The 20,751-nt window shown below is 69.9% G+C and carries 14 protein-coding genes; 7 read left to right on the top strand and 7 right to left on the bottom strand.

Annotation, left to right across the window (positions count from 1 at the left end):
* Window positions 1-26 precede the first annotated feature (26 nt).
* From ACFZBP_RS03950 to ACFZBP_RS03925, 6 genes are all read right to left on the bottom strand, one after another.
* Window positions 27-1,634: a family 43 glycosylhydrolase gene (locus ACFZBP_RS03950; RefSeq protein WP_391409688.1), complete on the bottom strand. Its 1,608-nt coding sequence runs from the start codon at window positions 1,632-1,634 to the stop codon at window positions 27-29.
* A gap of 22 nt (window positions 1,635-1,656) precedes the next feature.
* Entirely contained in the window at window positions 1,657-2,595 is a 939-nt protein-coding gene (locus ACFZBP_RS03945; protein WP_383446340.1) for a carbohydrate ABC transporter permease, read from the bottom strand.
* A complete protein-coding gene (locus ACFZBP_RS03940; protein ID WP_391409686.1) occupies window positions 2,595-3,479 on the bottom strand; it encodes an ABC transporter permease subunit in 885 nt (294 codons plus the stop codon). Before ACFZBP_RS03940 ends, ACFZBP_RS03945 begins: the two co-directional genes overlap by 1 nt.
* Window positions 3,480-3,489: 10 nt before the next feature.
* Window positions 3,490-4,827 (bottom strand): extracellular solute-binding protein, encoded by a 1,338-nt coding sequence (locus ACFZBP_RS03935; RefSeq protein WP_391409684.1) that lies wholly within the window; start codon window positions 4,825-4,827, stop codon window positions 3,490-3,492.
* Window positions 4,828-5,290: 463 nt separating this feature from the next.
* The gene (locus ACFZBP_RS03930; RefSeq protein WP_391409681.1) at window positions 5,291-6,382 is read right to left on the bottom strand and encodes a substrate-binding domain-containing protein; all 1,092 of its coding nucleotides are present in this window, start codon (window positions 6,380-6,382) and stop codon (window positions 5,291-5,293) included.
* A 396-nt stretch (window positions 6,383-6,778) separates the two neighbouring features.
* Window positions 6,779-7,792, bottom strand: a complete 1,014-nt coding sequence (locus ACFZBP_RS03925; RefSeq protein WP_383446352.1) for a hydroxyacid dehydrogenase — start codon at window positions 7,790-7,792, stop codon at window positions 6,779-6,781.
* Window positions 7,793-8,341: 549 nt separating this feature from the next.
* Here ACFZBP_RS03925 and ACFZBP_RS03920 point away from each other — a divergent pair.
* From ACFZBP_RS03920 to ACFZBP_RS03890, 7 genes are all read left to right on the top strand, one after another.
* Complete coding sequence (locus ACFZBP_RS03920; protein ID WP_391409678.1) at window positions 8,342-9,679, top strand: extracellular solute-binding protein; 1,338 nt, start codon at window positions 8,342-8,344, stop codon at window positions 9,677-9,679.
* Window positions 9,676-10,683 (top strand): ABC transporter permease subunit, encoded by a 1,008-nt coding sequence (locus ACFZBP_RS03915; RefSeq protein ID WP_391409676.1) that lies wholly within the window; start codon window positions 9,676-9,678, stop codon window positions 10,681-10,683. The genes ACFZBP_RS03920 and ACFZBP_RS03915 overlap by 4 nt, the downstream gene beginning before the upstream one ends.
* The gene (locus ACFZBP_RS03910) at window positions 10,680-11,546 is read left to right on the top strand and encodes an ABC transporter permease subunit (protein WP_391409674.1); all 867 of its coding nucleotides are present in this window, start codon (window positions 10,680-10,682) and stop codon (window positions 11,544-11,546) included. Before ACFZBP_RS03915 ends, ACFZBP_RS03910 begins: the two co-directional genes overlap by 4 nt.
* Before the next feature lie 34 nt (window positions 11,547-11,580).
* A complete protein-coding gene (locus ACFZBP_RS03905) occupies window positions 11,581-13,116 on the top strand; it encodes a glycosyl hydrolase family 28 protein (protein ID WP_391409672.1) in 1,536 nt (511 codons plus the stop codon).
* Window positions 13,113-16,463 (top strand): alginate lyase family protein, encoded by a 3,351-nt coding sequence (locus ACFZBP_RS03900; protein ID WP_391409670.1) that lies wholly within the window; start codon window positions 13,113-13,115, stop codon window positions 16,461-16,463. Before ACFZBP_RS03905 ends, ACFZBP_RS03900 begins: the two co-directional genes overlap by 4 nt.
* A gap of 26 nt (window positions 16,464-16,489) precedes the next feature.
* Window positions 16,490-17,743, top strand: coding sequence for an alginate lyase family protein (locus ACFZBP_RS03895; protein ID WP_391409668.1), 1,254 nt, complete (start codon window positions 16,490-16,492; stop codon window positions 17,741-17,743).
* 110 nt (window positions 17,744-17,853) lie between these two features.
* Window positions 17,854-19,446 (top strand): carboxylesterase family protein, encoded by a 1,593-nt coding sequence (locus ACFZBP_RS03890; RefSeq protein WP_391409666.1) that lies wholly within the window; start codon window positions 17,854-17,856, stop codon window positions 19,444-19,446.
* 243 nt (window positions 19,447-19,689) lie between these two features.
* Here ACFZBP_RS03890 and ACFZBP_RS03885 read toward each other — a convergent pair whose 3' ends face one another.
* Window positions 19,690-20,742 carry a LacI family DNA-binding transcriptional regulator gene (locus ACFZBP_RS03885; protein WP_383446376.1) on the bottom strand — a complete coding sequence of 351 codons (1,053 nt, stop codon included), beginning with the start codon at window positions 20,740-20,742 and terminating at the stop codon, window positions 19,690-19,692.
* Window positions 20,743-20,751: the final 9 nt, after the last annotated feature.

The raw sequence follows: 20,751 nt of genomic DNA, 5'->3' as shown, positions 1-20,751 counted from the left end.
TTTCGAAACTTCGAACGCGCCCCGGGCTACCAGCAGGTGAGACGGAATCCCGTGAAATCGGCCGTGAACGACGCGTCGACGAGATCCACGGCATGGATGCCGGCCATCGCCCCGGTGAAACGCAGCTTGGAGCCGTAGTCGTCGGACAGCTTGGTGAAGTCCAACGGCGGCCCGACCAGGGCGCGCACACCCCCGCGCACGTACCAGAACTGCGCCTGGCCGTCCTCGACCGTCACACCCAGGGTCAACGGCGTGCTCGCGTCCACCTCCACGACAGCCATCTGCTGCGTCCCGAACTCCTCCCGCTCCACGAGCCTCAGCACCGTACGCCCTCCACCGCGCCACTGCTGCCCGCGCTGCCTCTCACCGTGGGGCTCCGCCCAGGTCAGGTCGAGGCTCAGATACGCCTCCGCGTTGTACCGCAGGACCAGCCCGGCGGCCTGCGTGAAGGTGCGGGGCGCCGCCTGGACGGTGGCCTCGGCCTCCGCCCGGTGCTCGGTGATCCGCTGGGCCAGCAGACTGTGCGCCCACCGCGACTCGGGACCGTGCCGACCGCGCAGCCTGATCCAGCCGGGCCGGACGGTGGCATCGGCCCAACCCGGGTCGACCCGGCCGCGCAGGGTGCTCCAGGGCCAGCCGAGATCAGCGCCGGGCTCGGCGCCCCCCGACCCGGGCCCGGCCTCCACCTCCGCCTCGACGGACGGCGTCGACACCTCGACCTCGACCGCCGGATGCCACCCGCCCTGCCGCAACCGCGGCCAGCCGTCCCTGTCCCAGGTCACCGCCTGGATCGCGGTCTCCCGCCCGAGCGGACAGCGCGGCCCGTCCGGCGTCCGCAACGGCCGCGCCGCGAGATGGCTCATCACCCACTCGCCCTCGGGCGTCTCCACCAGCTCAGCGTGCCCGGCCTTCTGCAACGGCACCGAGGCATCGTCACGCGTCGTCAGCAAGGGCTGGCTGTCCAGCTCGTACGGCCCGGTGATCGCCCGACTGCGCGCGACCAGCACCCCGTGCTCCACACCCGTGCCGCCCTCCGCGAGCACGAGATGGAACCACCCGTCCCGCCTGACCAGTTTCGGCCCCTCGATGAGCCGTTCGTGCTGCATCAGCAGATGCGTCTCACCGACCGGCACGAGCGACTCGCGATCGACCTCCGTGAGCACGATCCCGGCGAACCGCCGGCCGCCCGGACGGTGGTCGTTCTGGAGGTTGAGCAGCCACAGCCGCCCCTCGTCATGGAAGAGCGCGGGGTCGAACCCATGGCTGGCGACCCGCCGCGGCGGCGTCCAGGCGCCGCCGGCCTCCGTGGCCGTACTCACGTACGTGTCCGTGTCGAAGTACGGCGTCCCGACCGAGCGCACGACCGAGTACACCACCCAGAACCGCTCCCCGTCCCAGCTCAGCGAGGGAGCCCAGATGCCACCCGAGTCGGGGACCCCGGCCAGCGAGTCACCGGGAACCGCACCCCGCACGTGGCCCGCGTACTCCCAGTGCGCCAGGTCCCGGGATCGATGGATCGGGATCGTGGGGAACCACTCGAAGGAACTCGTCGCCACGTAGTACCAGTCGCCGACCCGGACCAGGGAGGGGTCCGGGGCGAAACCGCGGATGACGGGATTGTGCAGCAAGGTCACGCGAACTCTCCCAGGGCGAAAGTCACTTGAGGGCACCCAACGTCACACCGGTCCGCCAGTAACGCCGCATCGCGACCATCATGATCGCCATCGGGACGATGGACAGCAGCGCACCTGTCAGCACCAGACTGGTCACGTCGATGCCCGACTCCAGCCGTTTGCCGGACCAGTTGTACAGACCCAGGTTGAGCGTCCAGTTCTCCTCGCCACGCAGCACGGTCAGCGGCAGGAAGAACGCGTTCCAGGTGTTGACGAACGCGAGCAGGAAGACGGTCGCCCCGCCCGTCGTCATCATCCGCAGCACGATGCTGAAGAAGATCCGCAGCTCACCGGCACCGTCGAGACGAGCAGCCTCCAGCAGCTCGAACGGAATCGTCGCCTCGGTGTAGACCTTCGCCAGATACACACTGAACGGATTGATCAGACACGGGATCAGCATCGCCCACGGGGTGTCGACCAGTCCGATCGCCGAGAACAGCAGGTACAGCGGCAGCGTCAGCAACGCGATCGGAATCAGGAAGGACCCCACCACACACGCGAAGACGACCCCCCGCCCGGGAAAGTCGAACCGCGCCAGTCCATAGCCCGTGGCGAGCGCGATGAGCGTGCCGCCGAGGGAGCCGACACCGGCGTACAGGAACGAGTTGGCCGTCCAGCGCAGGAAGATGCCGTCCTCGTAGGTGAAGACCTGCTGGAGGTTGTCCCACAGGTGCCAGCCGGAGAACCACAGCCCGTTGCTCTGGTACAGCCCCACGCGGTCCTTGGTCGCGGCGATCATCAGCCAGTACACGGGGAACAGACTGTAGACACTCGCCAGAACCAGCCCGACCAGCATGAACCGCTGCCCGCCCCGCGACCGCGACGCGGGATCCGGCCGGGTACGCCGCCGCACACCGCCCCCACCACGCGGCACCGCGGCCGTCAGCTCCCCGCCCTCCTTGCGATTCTCGGTCAGCGCCATCAGTCCGCCTCCTTCGAGGTCAGCCGGTAGAAGAGGAGCGAGGCGACGCCGAGGATCAGGGCGAGCAGCACCGAAAGGGCAGCGGCGTAGTGGTAGTTGCCGGCGTTGAACGCCTGGTTGTAGATGATCATGATCGGGGTGAAGCTGTCACTCACCGTCTGCGGGGTCACGTTCCGGAACAGCGCGGGCTCGTTGAAGATCTGCAGCATCTGGATGATCGACAGCAGCGCGGTCAGCACCAGCGCCGCCCGCACGAACGGGATCTTGATGCTCAGCGCGATCCGCAGCTCGGAGGCACCGTCCAGCCGCGCGGCCTCGAACAGCTCGCGCGGCACGCCCTGGAGCGCCGCGTAGATGATCACCATGTTGTAGCCGATGCCGTGCCAGGTCAGCAGATTGCCGATGGCCGGCCACACCATGGAGGGCGCGAAGAAGTTCCAGTCGAGGCCGAAGACCTCCCCGAGCGGGGTCAGCGGCCCCACCTCCGGGCTGTACAGGTTGATCCACACGAGCGCCGCGACCACGCCCGGGATCATGTACGGCACCAGCAGCAGGATCCGGAAGCGCCCGGCCACCTTGGAGCTGACCGCGTCCAGGAACAGCGCCAGCACCAGACTGACGAGCAGCATGAACGGGATCTGCACACAGGCGAACAGCACGACCCGCAGGATCGACGTCATGAACGCCGAGTCGGTGAGCCCGTTCTGATAGTTCTCCAGCCCCACGAACTCGGTCGTGGCACCGCCGAGCCCGAGCCCGGACTGCTTCTGCAGAAACAGCGACTGGTAGACCGCGTACCCGATCGGGAGCAGGTAGAGGAAAGCGAAGCCGAGCTGGAAGGGCACCGTGAAGGCGGCACCCTTCCAGCGCTGGGAGCGAATCATCGAGTCCGCCTCAGCCCTTGACGCTGATGCCGCGCTGCTTCAGGTCGTTGACCGTCCACTCCTGCATGTGGTCGAGCAGGTCGGTGACCTTCTGCTTCTTGCTGACGACCGCGGCCCACTCGTCCTGCATCTCGGTGAACATCGCGGTCCAGTTCGGCCCGAAGGTCCAGTCCGTGGTGACGGTCCCCAGGCTGTCGGTCACGACCTTCTTCCCGGGCTCGTAGTTCTTCCCGAGCAGCTTCTCGGAGATCGCCTCGCTCACATAGGAGTCACTGTCCTTGAGAGCCGGCATCACGCCACTGCCGGTCTCCGGACTGGCCATCGTCTTCACGGCCCCCGTGTCCGTGGACATCCACAGCGCCGCCTGAGCGGCCTGCTCCTTGTTCTCGCACTGCTCGCTGACCAGCGTCAGATTGCCGCTCTGGTTGGTCGCGGCAGGCGTCTTGGCGGCCTCGCCCGCGAAGGTCGGCCACGGCGACAGCGCCCAGTCGCCGAACGACTTGGTGAAGTTCTGCACCATGCCGGACATCTGCCAGGTGGAGATCTGCCGGGTGGCGGTCCCACCGTTGTCGTAGTTGCGCTGGACGGCCGCGTAGTCGGCGAACGACAGCTTCGAGTTCAGGTCGTTGTCGATGATCTCCTGGATCACCTTCGCGGCCTTGAGGGTGCCCTCGTCCTTGAAGTTCACCTTCCACGCGTTGCCGTCGATGGCGTACCAGTGCGCCCCGGCCTGCATCGCGAGCACCTCCAGGGTGCTCGGGTCCTCACCGGCGTAGTTGGTGATCTTGATGTCGTGCTTCTTCAGCTCCTTGCCCGCGGCGATGAAGTCGTCCCAGGTCGTCGGCGCCTCGAGCCCGTACTTCGCGAACAGGTCCGTCCGGTAGATGGTGAACGCGGGAGCCGAGGCGGTCGGCACCCCGTACACCTTCCCCTGCACCTGTCCCGTGGCCCACGAGCCGGCGTTGAACTTGTCCTTCTCGCCCTCGACGTACTGCGTGATGTCGGCGAGTGCGCCCTGCGAGACCCAGCTGGTGACGTACTCACCGGTGTTCTGCAGCAGACAGGGCGCGTTGCCCGCCTTCACGGCGTTCGTCAGCTGCTTCTGCATGGTCAGCTGGTCGGTGACCTTCGTGTACTTGAGCTGGACGTCCTTGTGCGAGGCGTTGAACGCCTTCACGACCGCCTCCTGCCCGTTGGCCCAGCCCCAGAAGTCGAGGGTGACCGGACCGGAGGAACCGGACCCGGAGTCCTGGGAGCCGGATCCACCACAGGCGGCGAGCAGACCGGACAGTGCGATTCCCGCGACGGCGGCGGAGGCGAACCTTCTCCGGGGGCTGGTGAAGTTCATCTGACCGTGATCCTTCGGAATGAGAGCGTTCTTGCGGAACGGCGGCGGCTCGGTGGCGCCGGCCAGGAACGGCGGCCGGAAAGTCGTCGGCTCGCGGTTGCGGGGGGTCGGCCAAGCAGAAGCTGTAGTAAGCGGTTGCAGGGACGGTAGGCCGAGGGCTTGGCTCATAGCAAGGGGTGGGCGGAAATTTGTTACGCCGGTTTGTCCTTGCGGTTATGTCTGGGGTGGGGGAGGCGGATTTGCGAAGGGCGGGCTTACGCGCAGGTCAGGGGATTGTGAGAGCGCCCGACGCAGCCCCGGGAGCGCTCCCGGGGCCGTGGGGGACGAGCAAGGAATGGGGGTAGAAAACGTTTACGAAACGCGAGGCGAATGTAAGCAGCGAGGCGCAGCACCAGGGCCGTCGGCGAGGCGGAAAGGCGACGACCAGCCCGCAACTGGGGCTGGGTGGTCGGTCGGCCGCCGGTCAGTCACGGCGAGCGGCAGGCGGCCGCACGGAGTTGCGTACGACGACGTGGGTGCCCAGCACCAGATGGTCGCCGTCACCGCCCTTCCGGCGCCCGCTGCCCCCCTCACGCCGGTCGGCCACGGCGCGCAGCGCCACCCGTCCCATCTCCTCGTACGGCACGTGCACGGTGGTGAGTTGGGGCGTGAGCTGCGCGGCGAGCGGGATGTCGTCGTACCCGACGATCGACACGTCGTCCGGCACCCGGAGCCCGGCCGCCCGCAAGGCCTGCATGGCCCCTGCGGCGACGACGTCGGTGCCGGCCAGCACGGCCGTGAACTCCATGCCTTCCGCCAAAGCCTCCTCGACGGCCGCGTACCCGTGCTCGTAGTCGTAGGGACCGTGCCGCACCATGCCCGGTTCGAACGGCACGCCATACGCCTCGAAGGCGCGCCGGGCACCGCTCAACCGGCCCTGCGCGGTGGTCAGTTCGGCATGCCCCGGCAGCACGAGCACCTTGCGGTGACCGGCGGACAGCAGATGGCTGGCCATGGCGTAGGCGCCGCCCTCGTTGTCGTAGTCGACCGTCGTCGCCGGCACGTCGCCCTCCAGCGGGGGCCTGCCCACCAGCACCAGATGAGACCCGGCGGCGTCGAGGGAACGCGCGAAGCGGGCCATGCGCAGCTGGTACTCGTCGTAGTCGTACGCCCCGCCCAGCAGCACGACGGCCGCCACGCCCTGCTGCCGCATGAGGTTGACCAGGGCGAGCTCCCGTTCGGGGTCGTCGCCCGTGGTCCCCACCAGCGAAAGCCAGCCACGCAGTGTGGCGGCTCCCTCGACGCCCTTCGCCACGTGGGCGAACGCGGCGCCGGTGATGTTGTTGATGAGGATCGCCACGGTGGGCGTGCCGCCGCCGGCCAGGGACCGGGCGTGGGCGTTGGTGACGTAGTCCAGGTCCCGGACGACCTTCATCACCCGGCGCCGCAGGTCCTCCGACACCGGGTAGTTGCCCGACAGGACGCGGGACACGCTGGCGACGGAGACGCCGGCGCGCTCCGCGACGTCCCGGATGGTGGCCCGGCCGGCGTCGCCGGCCACCCTGCGCTGACTCACCCTTGCGGCTCCTTCACCGTTGCGCCTGCGTCGGCATACGGCCGGAAAACGCGCCCCCACCGATACAGAAACCGTATCCCATGCCCCTCACCCCGGCCCCTGCCGTCTCCCGACGCCGGCCACTGGGGCCGCACCGGCGCGGGGTGAGACCTGGCCAGGCAGCCCGCCCGGCCACAGGGCTCGGGTCGGCAACCCGCCCAGCCGGAGTTCGCCCCCGCCGCCCCTACCCGTCCCGTCCCTGGGGGCTGCGCCCCCAGACCCCCCTGATCGGCCCTCCGGGCCTCGTCCTCGAACGCCGGACGGGCTGAGAATCCGGCGGGACGGCAAAGGCTCGTCCTCGAACGCCGGGCGGGCTGAAGGCGGCTGGGCCTGCGCAGCCGCACAAGCCCCCACTCCTCAAGCCACCCGAGCCATATCCGCATGCACCACCTCATGCCGCAACCCACCCCCACCCCCCACCCGTTCCAACTCCTCCACCACGATCCGCCCCAGCCGCTCCAGCTCGTTCCCGAGTGAACCGGCGATGTGAGGTGTGAGGAAGACGTTGGGGAGGTGGTAGAGGGGCGACCCCGCAGGCAGCGGCTCCGGTTCGGTCACGTCGAGGATGGCGTGGAGGCGGCCGGAGACGAGTTCGTCCGTGAGGGCGTCGGGGTCGACCAGGGCGCCGCGTGAGGTGTTGATCAGTACGCCCCCGTCGCGGATGAGCGCCAGCCGTTCCCGGTCGAGCATCCGGTAGGTCTCGGGGATGTCCGGCGCGTGCAGGCTGACGATGTCGCTGTGCCGTAGGAGGGCGTCCAGCGACAGCAGTTCGGCGCCCAGTTCGGCGGCCTCGGTGGCGCTGACGTACGGGTCGTGGAGGAGGACCGTGAAGTCGAACGGCCGTAGGAGCTCCAGGAGTCGTCGGCCGACCCGGGAGGCCCCGATGATGCCGACGCGGCGGCCGACGTTGCCGATCGCGGCGGTTTCGCGCTGCGTCGGGTAGGCGTGTGAGCCGCGGAAACGCTCGCGGTGGCCGAAGGTGTCCTTTCCGGCGAGCAGGATCATGGCGAGGGTGTACTCGGCGACCGGGAGGGCGTTGCCGGTGACCGCGCTGGAGACGGTGACGCCGGCTTTCCAGAGCGCTTCGCCGACGAGTGAGCGCACCGAGCCGGCGGCGTGCAGTACGGCGCGCAGTCCGGGTGCGGCGGCGAGGACGTCGGCGTCGAGGTGGGGGCAGCCCCAGCCGGTGATCAGTACCTCGGCCCGGGCGAGGGCCGCGGCGGCGGCCGGGTCGGTGAAGTCCTGTACGACGAGGGTGGGGTCGATCTCGGCCGCTTGCCTCAGCCGTGCCATGAGCGGTGGGGGGAAGAGCAGGGGGAGGTGCACCGGATCCATTGCGAACACGGCCCTCGGCGGGTGCGGGCTGGGCATGACTCTCCTGAGGCGCTGAGTTGAGACGCTGGTCGCTGGTCGAGTACTCGCAGAGGCTGAGCCCGATTGAGGCGCAGCGGAAGAAACAGTTTCAGAAAGCGCCTTCTACCGTAGATCTGCTGGGTGACCCGGTCAATCGGTGGGATGAAGAGCGGTGTTTCCGGAGCCGGCCCTCGACGGCAGCTGGATTGCGCCGCTCGCTGAGTGGTCTGGTCGGGTGCGTTCCGAAATCGGTTACTGAGTGTTCCAGGGCAACGGCGCGGGCGCAGTCCGAATTCGGCAACCGGTTCCCGTCATCCGAGCCTCGGCCTCCGCCTCAACGTCCCAGGTCAGCCGCACTCCCGCCGATCCGGCACGCCCTCACCTCTCGTGAAGCCGAGGTTACACAGACTTTTCGAAATTCCGTCAAGCCTCTTGACGTGCCCCTCGCCCCAGAAGAAGCTCTGCCCCAACGCCATAGCAACCGGTTGCCAAACTGGCTGGATTCCTGACCGGCACGCCGCTCGATGGCCGATATGTCGAACGAACTGAGCAGGAGGTGGTGCGCTCATGCGCCCACAGGCCGGCGCCCCTCTGAGCCGCCGCCGTTTTCTCGCCCTCTCCGCGGGCGGTGCGGCGGCGTTGAGCGGCTGCGCGCTCCAGGTGTCGAGCGGGGTCAGCGGATCCGGTGAGACCGTGACCGTGATGGTCAACTCCGGGGACATCCTCCCGGAGCAGGTCCAGCAGGCGAAGAAGGCCCTCGGCATCAAGATCGCCCTGGTGAAGTACGACATCACCAAGCTGATCGCGATGCTCACCAGCGGCAACCCGCCCGACCTGGTGCGCGGCGTCGGGGCGGTCGACCTGCCGTACTTCGCGGCGCGGGACGTGGCCGAGGAGCTGGACCCGTACTTCGCCCGGAGCAGCGTCCTCGAGCTCGACGACCTCGACCCCGTCAACGACCTGTGGCGCTTCGACGGCCGTACACAGGGCAGGGGTCCGCGCTACGGCATGGCGAAGGACTTCTCCCAGGACTCCATGTTCTGGTACAACACCACGGCCTTCGACAAGGGCGGCGTCGACTACCCGCCGCAGACCGAGCCGGTGACGTACGAGGAGTGGCTCGAGAACGCCAAGCGCCTCGTGCAGCGCAAGAAGGGCCAGACCACCGTATTCGGCGGCAGTTTCAACGGGCTGACCCGGTCCACGCTCCTGGCGACCCTGACGGCGTCCGCCGGTGGCAGCCTCTTCAGCGACGACTTCTCCCGGGTCGACTTCACCACTCCCGAGGCCCGCAAGGCGTTGGCCTGGTACATCGACTACTGCAAGACCAAGGTCGGGCCGAGCCTCATCCAGCCGGACCCCAACGGCTGGGACGGGCCCACCTATCAGGCGGGGCGCCTCGGCATGTCGAACGCCGGCTACTGGATGGGCGGCATGATCTACCCCGACAAGAAGCTTGCCGCCGCCTCCCGTCTGGCGCCCGCCCCGGTGTTCGCCGGCGGCGAGCGGATCAGCGCCTGCCAGGGCGGCACCGGGCTGTGGATGCCGAAGAAGGCGAAGAACAAGGACGCCGCGTGGCGGGTCTTCGAGTGGTTCTTCGGTGAGGAACCGGCCAAGGCGCGCGCCTCCGGCGGCTGGGGCATCCCGTCGCTGAAGTCGCTGCGCCCGCTGATGCCGGCGCAGGAGGACTACCAGAAGCGGGTCCTGAAGGTGCAGGAGAACGAGCTGAAGCATTTCTCGGTCGTCTCCTTCACGCCGTACACCAGGGCGGACGCGATCGACGCTCTGTTCAACCAGATCGCCCCCGCCGCGATGAACGGCCAGATCTCCGTCGACACCCTCGCGGGGCGTCTGAACTCGGCCATCAACGAGCAGATGAAGCGCGGTAAGGAGCAGGTGGGATGACGGTCGACCAGATCTCCCCGGTCGCGGACCGGCCCGGCCGCCGCACGACGGCGGGCGCTGCCGGACGCGCTGCGGCCACCGGCAGGCCGCGGACCTCGATGACCGCGCGCAGGCACCGGGCGTTCTACCTGTTCACCTCGCCGTGGATCATCGGGTTCCTGCTGCTGACCATCGCGCCGATGGCGTACGCGCTGTGGCTGAGCTTCACCACGTTCGACGGCATCTCGCCCAACTGGACGTACGTCGGCCTCGGCAACTACCGCGAGCTGCTGAACGATCCGGTGACCTGGGACGCGCTCGGGCGCGCGGGACTGTTCGCGATCACGTCCGTGCCCCTGTCGATCATCGCCGGCCTGGCGCTGGCCGTCCTGGTCAACCGGCCGATCAAGGCGCGCGGCGTCTTCCGCACCCTGCTGTATCTGCCCGCCGTGGTGCCGCCGGTGGGCGCGGGCCTCGCCTTCAAGCTGCTCTTCGACCCGAACTCCGGCGCCACCAACGGTGCCATGACGTTCCTCGGCTTCGAGGCCATCGGCTGGCTCGCCGACCCCTACGTCCGCTATGTGCTGCTGATGACGGTGCTCTGGAGCGCCGGAAACGTCATGATCATCTCGCTGGCGGGTCTGCAGGACGTGCCCCGTGAACTCCACGAGGCCGCCCGGATCGACGGGGCGAGCGCCTGGCGGACCTTCCGCAGCATCACGGTGCCACTGCTGTCGCCGGTGCTGCTCTTCCAGACCGTGACCGGGATGATCGCCTCGGTGCAGACGATCATGCCGCTGCTGCTGGCCCCGCTCGGCGACACGAGCGGTATCACCACCGTCCCGCAGTCCAACTACCTCTACATGATGCACGTGTTCGCGCAGTACTTCGCGCTCGGCCGCTACGGCTACGCCTCCGCGCTGCTGTGGGTGCTCTTCGTCCTGATCCTCATCGCGACCGGACTCATCTTCAAGTTCACGTCCGGAGTCGTGTTCTACAACGTCGACCCGGAGGCGAAGAAGTGACCGCCACGACCGCCGCGCCCGCCGACATACCCGTGCGGGTGAGGGTGCGCACCAAGCGCCTCGTCCTCTACACGGTCCTCGTCTCCGTCACCGGACTGTTCCTCGGCCCCTTCGGCTGGCTGGTCCTGTCCGGCCTGAAGACCCAGGGCGAACTGGCCGCCTCGCCGGTGCACTGGCTGCCGGACACCTTCCAGTGGCACAACTTCGCCGACGCGTTCACCCAGATCGACTTCCTGGGCTACGCCCGCAACTCCCTGATCATCGCCCTTCTCTACGCCACCCTCGTCACGGTCAGCTCGGCCTGGGTCGGCTTCGGTTTCGCCCGGCTCGACGCGCCCGGCAAGAAGGTGCTGTTCGGGGTGCTGCTCGGCTCGATGATGCTGCCCCAGATGGTCACCCTGCTGCCCACCTACCTGATCTTCGCCAAGCTCGGCATGGTCGACACGTACTGGCCGTGGGTGCTGTGGGGGCTGTCCGCCGCGCCGTATCTGGTCTTCCTCTTCCGGCAGTTCTTCGCGGGCATGCCGCGCGAGCTGGAGGAGGCCGCGATCGTCGACGGCTGCGGATACACGTCGATCTTCTGGCGGATCTTCCTTCCGCAGTCCTGGTCCGTGCTCTCCGCGAGCTTCATCATCGCCTTCACCTGGACCTGGGGTGACTACATCGCCCCGCAGCTGCTGCTGTCCACCGACCGCACGACGCTCGCCGTGGCCGTGATGACCGCCTACGTCAACGACGGAGGCACGCCCGTCCCCGAACTCCAGGCCGCCGCCTCCGTGATGTACGTCGTCCCGATCCTGCTGATCTTCCTGATCGCCCAGCGCGGCTTCGTCGCCGGGATGTCCACGTCCGGGCTCAAGTAGCCCCGCTCACCGACCTGTTGACTAGGAGCCCCGCATGAACACGCCCCTGTCGCGCCGCACCGCCCTCCAGGCCGCGGGCGCCACCGTCCTCGCCGCCGGCATCACCTCCATGACAGCCACGGCGGCCGCGGCGGCTGACGACGCCGACGCCGACGCCGCGCCGACCCTCGTGACCTACCCCCGCCCCTCCGCCATGCCGACCAACACCAGCTTCAAGGTGCGGGTCCGCACCGCCCCCGACGGTGAGTGGCAGACCCTGGACATCTGGCGCCCGCAACTGTCGGAGATCAACCCGACCACCGGGTCGAGCAAGGTGTACAACTCGTCGCTGGCGTACTTCGACTTCCAGGGCTCCGTCGAGATCGAGGTCACCTACCTCAAGGGCGGCACCACCAAGGTTTGGGTCAGACCGGACTCGTACGGCATCGCGCCCGAAGTCCTCGGCGACACCCTGCGTTTCACGCTCGACCAGCCGCGCAACGTCGTCGTCCAGATCAATGACGACATCTTCGACTGCCTCCACCTGTTCGCCCGCGCGATCGAGAAGAAGCGGCCGAAGCCGGACGACCCGAACGTCCTCTACTACGGCCCCGGCGTCCACACCACCGCCGACGGCTACCTCACCGTCCCCTCCGGCAAGACGGTCTACCTCGACGGCGGCGCCGTCCTCAAGGCCACCGTCCTCTTCCGGAACGTCGAGCACGCCGGGCTCGCCGGCCGCGGCGTGCTCGCCGGGACCGTGGACGGCGGCGTCCTCGTCGAGAACTCCAGGAACATCTCCGTCGGCGCGGTCACGGCGCTCAACCCGGCCGGCTACGCCGTCAAGCTCGGCGAGGCCACCGGCGTCACCATCAAGGGCCTCGGCTCCTTCAGCTCCAAGGGCTGGGGCGACGGCATCGACGTCTTCTGCAGCAGCAACGTCGTCGTCGACGGCGTCTTCATGCGCAACTCCGACGACTGCGTGGCCATCTACACCCACCGCTGGGAGTACTACGGCGACACCACGAACATCACCGTCCGCAACTCCACCCTCTGGGCGGACGTCGCCCACCCGATCAACGTCGGCACCCACGGCAACACCGACAACCCCGAGGTCCTGAAGAACCTCACCTTCAAGAACCTCGACATCTGCGACCACCGCGAACCCCAGATGGGCTACCAGGGCTGCATCGCCCTCAATCCCGGCGACAGCAACCTGATCAAGAACGTCAAGGTCGACAACGTACGCGTCGAGGACTTCCGCTGGGGCCAGCTCATCCACATGCGGATCGCCTACAACACGAAGTACAACACGTCGGTCGGCCGCGGCATCCAGAACGTGTACATCAAGGACCTCTCGTACACCGGCAAGCCGCTCGCCACCTGCCTGCTGCTCGGCTACGACGCCAAGCACGCCATCAAGGACGTCACCTTCGAGAACCTCGTGATCAACGGCAAGGTGATCGCCGACTCGATGAAGAAGCCGGGCTGGTACCTCACCACCGACACCATCCCGATGCACGCCAACGAGCACGTGCTGAACCTGAAGTTCCTCACCACCGCCGAGGCCGAGGCGGCCGCCGCGTCATGAGCACCCTGAGAACCACTCCCGCCACGAGCCGCCGGGGATTCCTCGGCGGTGCCGCGGCCCTGCTGCTGGCGTCGGGCACGAGCGGACTGCTCCTGCCCGGCACGGCCCGGGCGGCGGCACAGCACGACACGGGCAGTCGGGAGTTCACGCATCCGGGTCTGCTGCACACCGCCGACGACCTCGCCCGGATGAAGGCCGCGGTCGCCGCCCAGGAATCCCCGATCCACGACGGCTACCTCGCCTTCGCGGCCCACGCCCGTTCGAAGTCGACGTACGCCGTCCAGAACACCGGCCAGATCACCTCCTGGGGCCGCGGCCCCACCAACTTCCAGAACCAGGCCGTCGCCGACTCGGCCGCCGCCTACCAGAACGCCCTCATGTGGTGCGTCACCGGCGTGCGCGCCCACGCCGACAAGGCACGGGACATCCTCAACGCCTGGTCGGCCTCGCTGACCATGGTCACCGGCGCCGACGGTCCGCTGGGCGCCGGCCTTCAGGTCTTCAAGTTCGTCAACGCCGCCGAACTGCTCCGGCACAGCGGCTACGACGGCTGGACCGACGCGGACATCGCCCGCTGCGAGCGGTCCTTCCTCGACGTCTGGTACCCGGCGATCTCCGGCTACATGCTCTACGCCAACGGCAACTGGGACCTGACGTCCGTCCAGTCCATCCTGGCCATCGGCGTGTTCTGCGAGGAACGCACCCTCTTCGAGGACGCCCTGCGCTTCGCCGCGGCCGGCGCCGGCAACGGCAGCGTCCGCAACCGCGTCGTCACCCAGGGCGGCCAGGGCCAGGAGTCCGGCCGCGACCAGGGCCACGAGCAGCTCGCCGTCGGCCTGATGGGCGACGCCGCGCAGGTCGCCTGGAACCAGGGCGTCGACCTGTGGGGCTTCGACGGCAACCGCATCCTCGCCAATGCCGAGTACGCCGCCCGCTACAACCTCGGCGGCGACGTCCCCTTCACGCCCGACCTGGACCGCACCGGCAAGTACATCAAGACGACCGTCTCCGACAAGGTCCGCGGCACGCTGCCGCCGGTCTACGAGATGTACTACGCCCACTACGCCGGCGTCCGCGGCCTCGACACTCCGTACACCAAGGCGGCCGTCTTCCGCGGCGTGGGCGGCACCCGCCTCGTCGAGGGCAGCAACGACGACCTGCCGAGCTTCGGCACCCTCACCTACGCGGGGACCGAGCCCCCGTCGCCGACCGCACCGACGGCCCCGGCGGGCGTCACCGCCCTCGGTGACGTGCACGCGGTGACCCTGGCCTGGCTGCCGTCCGCGTGGGCGACGACGTACACCGTCCGCAGGGCGAACCGCCCCGAGGGGCCGTACGAGAAGATCGCCGCGGGCAACGCCGAGCCGGAGTACCAGGACACCGACGTCCATGCCGGACGGACGTACTACTACACCGTCACGGCCACCAACTCGCGGGGTACGAGCGAGAGTTCGGGCCCGGTCGCCGCCACGTCCGGACTCCCCGCGCCCTGGTCCAGCCGGGACATCGGCCAGGTGCGGACCCCCGGCTCGGCCCACTTCGACGGGGAGCGGTTCCTGCTGGAGGCGTCCGGTACCGCCGACACCTACCGCTCGGCGCACCTCCCGCTGCGCGGCGACGGCACGGTCACCGCACGGGTCGTGTTCCCGCTCAGCTCGCAGTACGCCAAGATCGGCGTCACCCTGCGCGACTCCCTCGACGCGGACGCCGCGCACGCCTCGATGCTGATCCAGGGGCTGCCGCTGCACACCTGGAGCGGCGTGTGGACCGTACGCCCCCAGACCGGGGCGGCCGTCTCCGGCACCGGCAGCACGCCCGTGCCGCCCACTCAGCAGCAGGCCGTCACCACGTCCGCGGCCTTCCCGATCTCCGACCTCGGCGAGCTGCCCGAGTCGGCGACCCCGCTTCAGGCCCCGTACGTCGAGGGCGCGGGCGACGGCTACCGGCTGCGGGCGCCCTACTGGGTCCGGGTGACCCGCAGGGGCCGCCGCTGCACGGGCGCCATCTCCCAGGACGGCATCCGCTGGACCGAGGTGGGCTCCAGCGAGGTCGAGTTGGGGCGTACGGCGTACGCCGGGCTGGTCCTCACCTCCTGCCTCGGCGTGGACGCGGACTACGCCGAGACCGGCACCGGCGCCTTCGACAACGTCAGCGTGACGTCCGCGTCCTCCGGCGAGGTCTGGTCCGTGCCCCGGCCCACCCGCACCGCCACCGGCCTGACGGCGTCCACCGGCGCCGACGCAGTGGAGCTGGCCTGGACCGACCCGGACCTCTCCGCCCGCTACAAGGTGCTGCGGGCCGAGCGGTCCGACGGCCGCTACGAGACGATCGCGACCGGCGTCGGCCCGGTCGGCTTCGGCACCCGGATCCGGTACGCGGACGCCACGGGCACGCCCGGGCGGACGTACCACTACGTCGTCGCGAAGACGAACCACGGTGGCCGGGGCCCGCTGTGCGAGCCGACGTCCGCACGGATGCCCACCCCCTCAGTTCCCCAACTCACCTCCGCCGACACGGCGTTCGCCAACAAGGGCGTGCCCTTCCGGCACCTCCTGGGCGGCTCGCACGAGCCCGTGCGGTTCACCGCGGCCGGGCTGCCCGACGGACTGCGGCTGGACAAGCGCACCGGCATGATCTCGGGCACGCCCACGGAGACCGGCGAGTTCACCGTCACCACCACCGCGGGCAACGCGACGGGAGAGGGCACCGGCACGCTCACCCTCACCGTCGGCACACCCCCGCCGGCTCCCTGGACGTACGGAGACCTCGGCGACCCCGTGGTCGACGAGCGTGCCTTCGGGACGCTCGGCGTGGTCGCGATCCGCACCCCGGGCAGCACCTCGTACGACGGCGGGACCTTCACCGTGCGCGGCGCGGGCGTCGACCTGAGCACCAACAACCAGGGAATGACCGGGCAGTTCGTGCGACGGACCGTCACCGGCGACTGCGAGATCACCGCCCGGCTCGGCTCCCGCACGGGCGCGAGCGCCGACCAGGTGGGCCTGCTGATGGCCAAGTCGCTGTCGCCGTTCGACCAGGCCGCCGGGGCCGTCGTCACCGGCGGGACCACCGCACAGCTGATGCTGCGCACGACCGTCGCCGGAAAGTCGGCCTTCACCGGAAACACCACCGCCACGCTCCCCGGACTGCTGCGGCTGAAGCGCGTAGGGACCGCCTTCACCGCAAGCCTGTCCACCGACGACGGCGCCACCTGGACCACCCTCGCCACCGGCGAGATCCCCGGGTTCGGTGACGCCCCCTACCACGTGGGCCTCGTGGTCTGCTCCCGCGACCAACTGGCCCGCTGCACCACCGAGTTCAACGAGGTGAGCATCACCACCGACTGATCCCCCCACGGATTGGAGTCGCACCAATGAGCCGCACTTCCCCCCACCAGCACCTCCCCACAGGTGAGCTGAGCCGTCGCGGTCTGCTCAGGACCGCCGGCGGTCTCACCGCGGCCGTCGCTCTGGGGACCGGGACCGCGTCCGTCGCCACCACGGCGGACGCGGCCCCGGCGACCTTCACCCACCCCGGCATGCTGCACAACGCCGGAGACATCAACCGGGCCAAGGTCAGGGTCGCCGCGGGCACCGACCCCTGGCTGTCCGGCTGGAACCGGCTGACGGCCAACTCCCACGCACAGTCCACCTGGACACCCCGCCCCACGGCCACGATCATCCGTGGCGGCGACGGACAGAACTACCCCCAGCTCTACAACGACATCCACGCCGCCTACCAGAACGCGCTGCGCTGGCACGTGGGCGGCACCGCCGCCAACGCCGACTGCGCCGTGCGCATCCTCAACGCCTGGTCGTCCACGCTCACCAGCATCACCGGAAACGCCGACCGGTTCCTGGCCGCCGGCCTCTACGGCTGGCAGTTCGCGAACGTCGCCGAGCTCATGCGCGGCTACGCGGGGTTCGATCTCAACCGGTTCAAGACGATGATGCTCAACGTCTTCTACCCGCTCAACAACCAGTTCCTGACCGGCCACAACGACGCCTGCATCAGCAACTACTGGGCCAACTGGGACCTGTGCAACATGGCCTCGATCATGGCCATCGGGATCCTGTGCGACGACGGCGCCAAGTACGACCAGGCCGTCAACTACTTCAAGAACGGCGGCGGCAACGGCGCCATCAAGAAGGCCGTCCCGTTCCTCTACGGCAACGTCGAGGGCTACGACCTCGGCCAGTGGCAGGAGTCCGGCCGCGACCAGGGCCACACCGTCATGGGCATGGGCCAGATGGGCGCCCTGTGCGAGATGGCCTGGAACCAGGGCGAGGACCTCTACTCGTACGACGGCCGACGCTTCATGAAGGCCGCCCAGTACGTCGCCAAGTACAACCTGAACATGAACGTGCCCTACACCACCTACACCTGGGGCAGCGGCCAGAACTGCGCCCAGCAGTCACAGACCGTGATCGGCTCCGGCAGCCGCGGCCAGGTCCGCCCGGTGTGGGCCATGCTCCACTACCACTACGGGCGGCGCCTGCTCCTGGACGACAAGTACATCGCCCAGATGTGCTTCTCCGTCGCACCCGAGGGCGGCGGCGGTGACTACGGCACCACCAGCGGAGGATTCGACCAGCTCGGCTTCGGCACCCTGATGTACGCCAAGTAGCCGGGTACGCCGAACAGCCCTCACACCCGCTCGTGCACCGGAATATCGGGCCACAATGAGTTGCTCTGATCTTCACGGTGCACGAGCGCGGTGAGGAGGCTGGTGGACGTATGACAGAAGTCCAGACGGATTCCGTGACAGACCCCGTGGTGAGCACGCCCTACGGTGCCGTACGGGGCCGGTACGAACAGGGCGTCGCGGTGTTCCGAGGCATCCCCTACGCGGCGCCCCCGTTCGGCCCCCGCAGGTTCCGGCCACCGGTGCCGCCGGAGCCCTGGGACGGTGTGCGCGAGGCCGTGGCCTTCGGGCCGACCCCGCCGAAACCGCCGTACTCCGAGGCCTTCGCGCAGTACCTGTCCGACCCCGTCGTGCCCGGCGACGACTGTCTCAACCTCAACGTCTGGACGCCCGAGCCCGGTCCGGGCGCCCGATTGCCGGTCATGGTGTGGCTGCACGGCGGCGCCCTGACCCGCGGCTCCGCGAGCATGCCCGTGTACGACGGCCGGCCCTTCGCCCGCGACGGCGTCGTTCTCGTCTCGGTGAACTACCGGCTGGGCGTCGAGGGCTACGGCTACTTCCCGGACGCCCCCGCCAACCCCGGCCTGCGCGACCAGCTCGCCGCCCTGAACTGGGTGCACGAGTCCATCGAGGCCTTCGGCGGCGACCCCGGCCGCATCACCCTGTTCGGCCAGTCCGCCGGCGCGATCAGCATCGGCGCGCTGCTCGCCGCCCCGCAGGCCCAGGGACTGGTCCGAAGGGCGATCCTGCAGAGCGGACCGCCCGAGACCGCCGACCGGGACAAGGTGCGGCGGATGGTGCGCCGGATGGCCACCCGGCTGAGGATCCCCGCGACCGCCGTCGCCTTCGCGGACGTCGACCGTGAGCTGCTGCTGCGCACCCAGGCCGAGGTCGGCCGGCTCAGCAGCCCCGTGGTGGGCGGGCCCGCCTTCGGGATCGTCGTCGACGGCGACATCGTCCCCCGCGAGCCCCTCGCGGCGATCACGGAGGGTGACGCCGCGGTCGGCGTGGACCTCATGATGGGCTGGACCCGCGACGAATACCGGCTGTGGCTGGTGCCCGGCGGGCTGCTGGAGCGCGTCGACCGGCTCGGCGCGGTCGCCCTGGCCGGCGCCATGGCCCGCTGCCACGCCGGCGCCGACATCCCGCGCGGCTACCGCGCCCTGCATCCGGAGGCCGGCACCGCCGAGATCGTCGGCCAGATGGTCACCGACCACCTGCTGCGCATCCCCCTGCACCACCTGGCCGACTCCCGCCCCGGGGCGTCGTACGTGTACGAGTTCGCCTGGCCCTCCACCCTCCCCGACCTCGGCTCCTGCCACGCGCTGGAGCTCGGCTTCGTCTTCGACACCGGCGACGTCCCCGAGTCCCGCAGGCTGGCCGGCGAGGGTGCCCCGCAGGAGCTGGCCGATGAGATGCACCGGGCGTGGGTGCGGTTCGCGGTCGACGGCGACCCCGGGTGGCAGCCCTGGGACGACTCGCATCCGGTGCGGGTCTTCGGCGACGGCGAGACCCGTACCGTGCACGGCCCGCGCGACGCCGAGCTCGCCCTGTGGGCCGCCGCGGCCACACCTCCGCAAATCCCCGCCGCCCCCGACCCGGCTCTCGGCCCGGCCGGGCGCGGCGCGGAGCTGCGGGCGGTGGTCCGGCGTCTGCGGCTGCCCGGCGCGGTACGGCGGCACTGACCGGCGGTACGGGGGCGGGGGCGGACCGGACCGGCCCGTAGGGCAAGATCCGCACAGCACCCACGGCGCCCGGCACGCACCCTCGCCGCACCGGCCAAAGGCCCAGGTACGTCCAGTACGAGGGCCTTCGTCCGGCGCGCCGAGGGCACGCACCGGCTGCGACACCAGCCGCTGCCGCGGCGGGCGCGGGCACCGCACAGGACGTTCGAAGCACCCCCTAGGCCCTGAACCGCGCTGACACGCCTACTTCGCAGGAGCCACCGAGTCCCGCACCACCACGTGCGTGCCCAGCAGCAGATGCTCGTCCGGGTTCTCCGGGGTCCGGCCGAGCGCGGTGCGCACCGCGAGACGGCCCAGCTCCTCGTAGGGGACGTGGACCGTCGTCAGGGCGGGGTGCAGGTCACGGGCGAACGGGATGTCGTCGTAGCCGGCCAGCGACACGTCGCCGGGCACGCTCAGGCCGGCCTCGTGCAGGGCGGTCAGCGCACCGGCCGCGACCATGTCGGTGGCGGCGACCACGGCCGTGAACTCCAGCCCCTGCTGCAGGGCCTCGCGCATCAGGCGGTGCCCGGAGTCGCGGGTGAAGTCGCCGTGCAGGAGGAGCGCCGGGTCCGGGTCCAGGCCCCGGGCGCGGTGGGCGGCGAGATAGCCGCGCTCACGGCCCTGCGCGGTGGTGTGGTCGGACGCGCCGCCGAGGAACAGCACCCGCTGATGCCCCTGGGTGAGGACGTGGGCGACCAGGGCGTAGGCCCCGCCCTCGTTGTCGTACTCGATGACCGTGACCGGCGCCCCGGGGCCGAGCGGCGGCCGGCCGCACAGCACCAGCCGGGAGCCCGCCGACGCCAGCGAGTCGGCCATGCGGCGGGTGCGCTCGCGGTACTCGGGGGTGTCGGCCGAGCCGCCGACCAGGATCACGGCGGCGGCGCGCTGGGCGCGCATCATCTCGACGAACTCCACCTCGTGCTGGACGTCGCCCTCCGTGGTGCACACCAGGCACAGATGCCCGAGCCGCCGCGCCTCCCGCTCCACCCCGTACGCCATGTGCGCGAACGACGGCCCGGTGATGTCCTCCAGCACGAACGCCAGCGTGGGCGTGCCGACGCCCGCGACCGCCTTCGCCCGCGCGTCGGCGACGTAGTCCAGGTCCCGCACCGCCCGCATCACACGCGTCCGCGTCGCCGAACTCACCGGATACACCCCACCGAGCACCCGCGACACGGTCGACGCGGACACCCCCGCCCGGGCCGCCACGTCCCGGATGGTGCTGCGCCCCGCGTCCGCGCTCTTCCTGGTCATCCCTGCCTC

This window comes from Streptomyces sp. NPDC008086 (assembly GCF_042957325.1).
GTDB lineage: Bacteria > Actinomycetota > Actinomycetes > Streptomycetales > Streptomycetaceae > Streptomyces.
This window is presented reverse-complemented; position numbering and strand designations above follow the sequence as displayed.

Coding starts and splice junctions, on each gene's coding strand:
- ACFZBP_RS03945 (WP_383446340.1), bottom strand. CDS start 2,595: ATGGCGCTGACCGAGAATCGCAAGGAGGGCGGGGAGCTGACGGCCGCG.
- ACFZBP_RS03940 (WP_391409686.1), bottom strand. CDS start 3,479: ATGATTCGCTCCCAGCGCTGGAAGGGTGCCGCCTTCACGGTGCCCTTC.
- ACFZBP_RS03935 (WP_391409684.1), bottom strand. CDS start 4,827: ATGAACTTCACCAGCCCCCGGAGAAGGTTCGCCTCCGCCGCCGTCGCG.
- ACFZBP_RS03925 (WP_383446352.1), bottom strand. CDS start 7,792: ATGCCCAGCCCGCACCCGCCGAGGGCCGTGTTCGCAATGGATCCGGTG.
- ACFZBP_RS03920 (WP_391409678.1), top strand. CDS start 8,342: ATGCGCCCACAGGCCGGCGCCCCTCTGAGCCGCCGCCGTTTTCTCGCC.
- ACFZBP_RS03915 (WP_391409676.1), top strand. CDS start 9,676: ATGACGGTCGACCAGATCTCCCCGGTCGCGGACCGGCCCGGCCGCCGC.
- ACFZBP_RS03905 (WP_391409672.1), top strand. CDS start 11,581: ATGAACACGCCCCTGTCGCGCCGCACCGCCCTCCAGGCCGCGGGCGCC.
- ACFZBP_RS03900 (WP_391409670.1), top strand. CDS start 13,113: ATGAGCACCCTGAGAACCACTCCCGCCACGAGCCGCCGGGGATTCCTC.
- ACFZBP_RS03895 (WP_391409668.1), top strand. CDS start 16,490: ATGAGCCGCACTTCCCCCCACCAGCACCTCCCCACAGGTGAGCTGAGC.
- ACFZBP_RS03890 (WP_391409666.1), top strand. CDS start 17,854: ATGACAGAAGTCCAGACGGATTCCGTGACAGACCCCGTGGTGAGCACG.
- ACFZBP_RS03885 (WP_383446376.1), bottom strand. CDS start 20,742: ATGACCAGGAAGAGCGCGGACGCGGGGCGCAGCACCATCCGGGACGTG.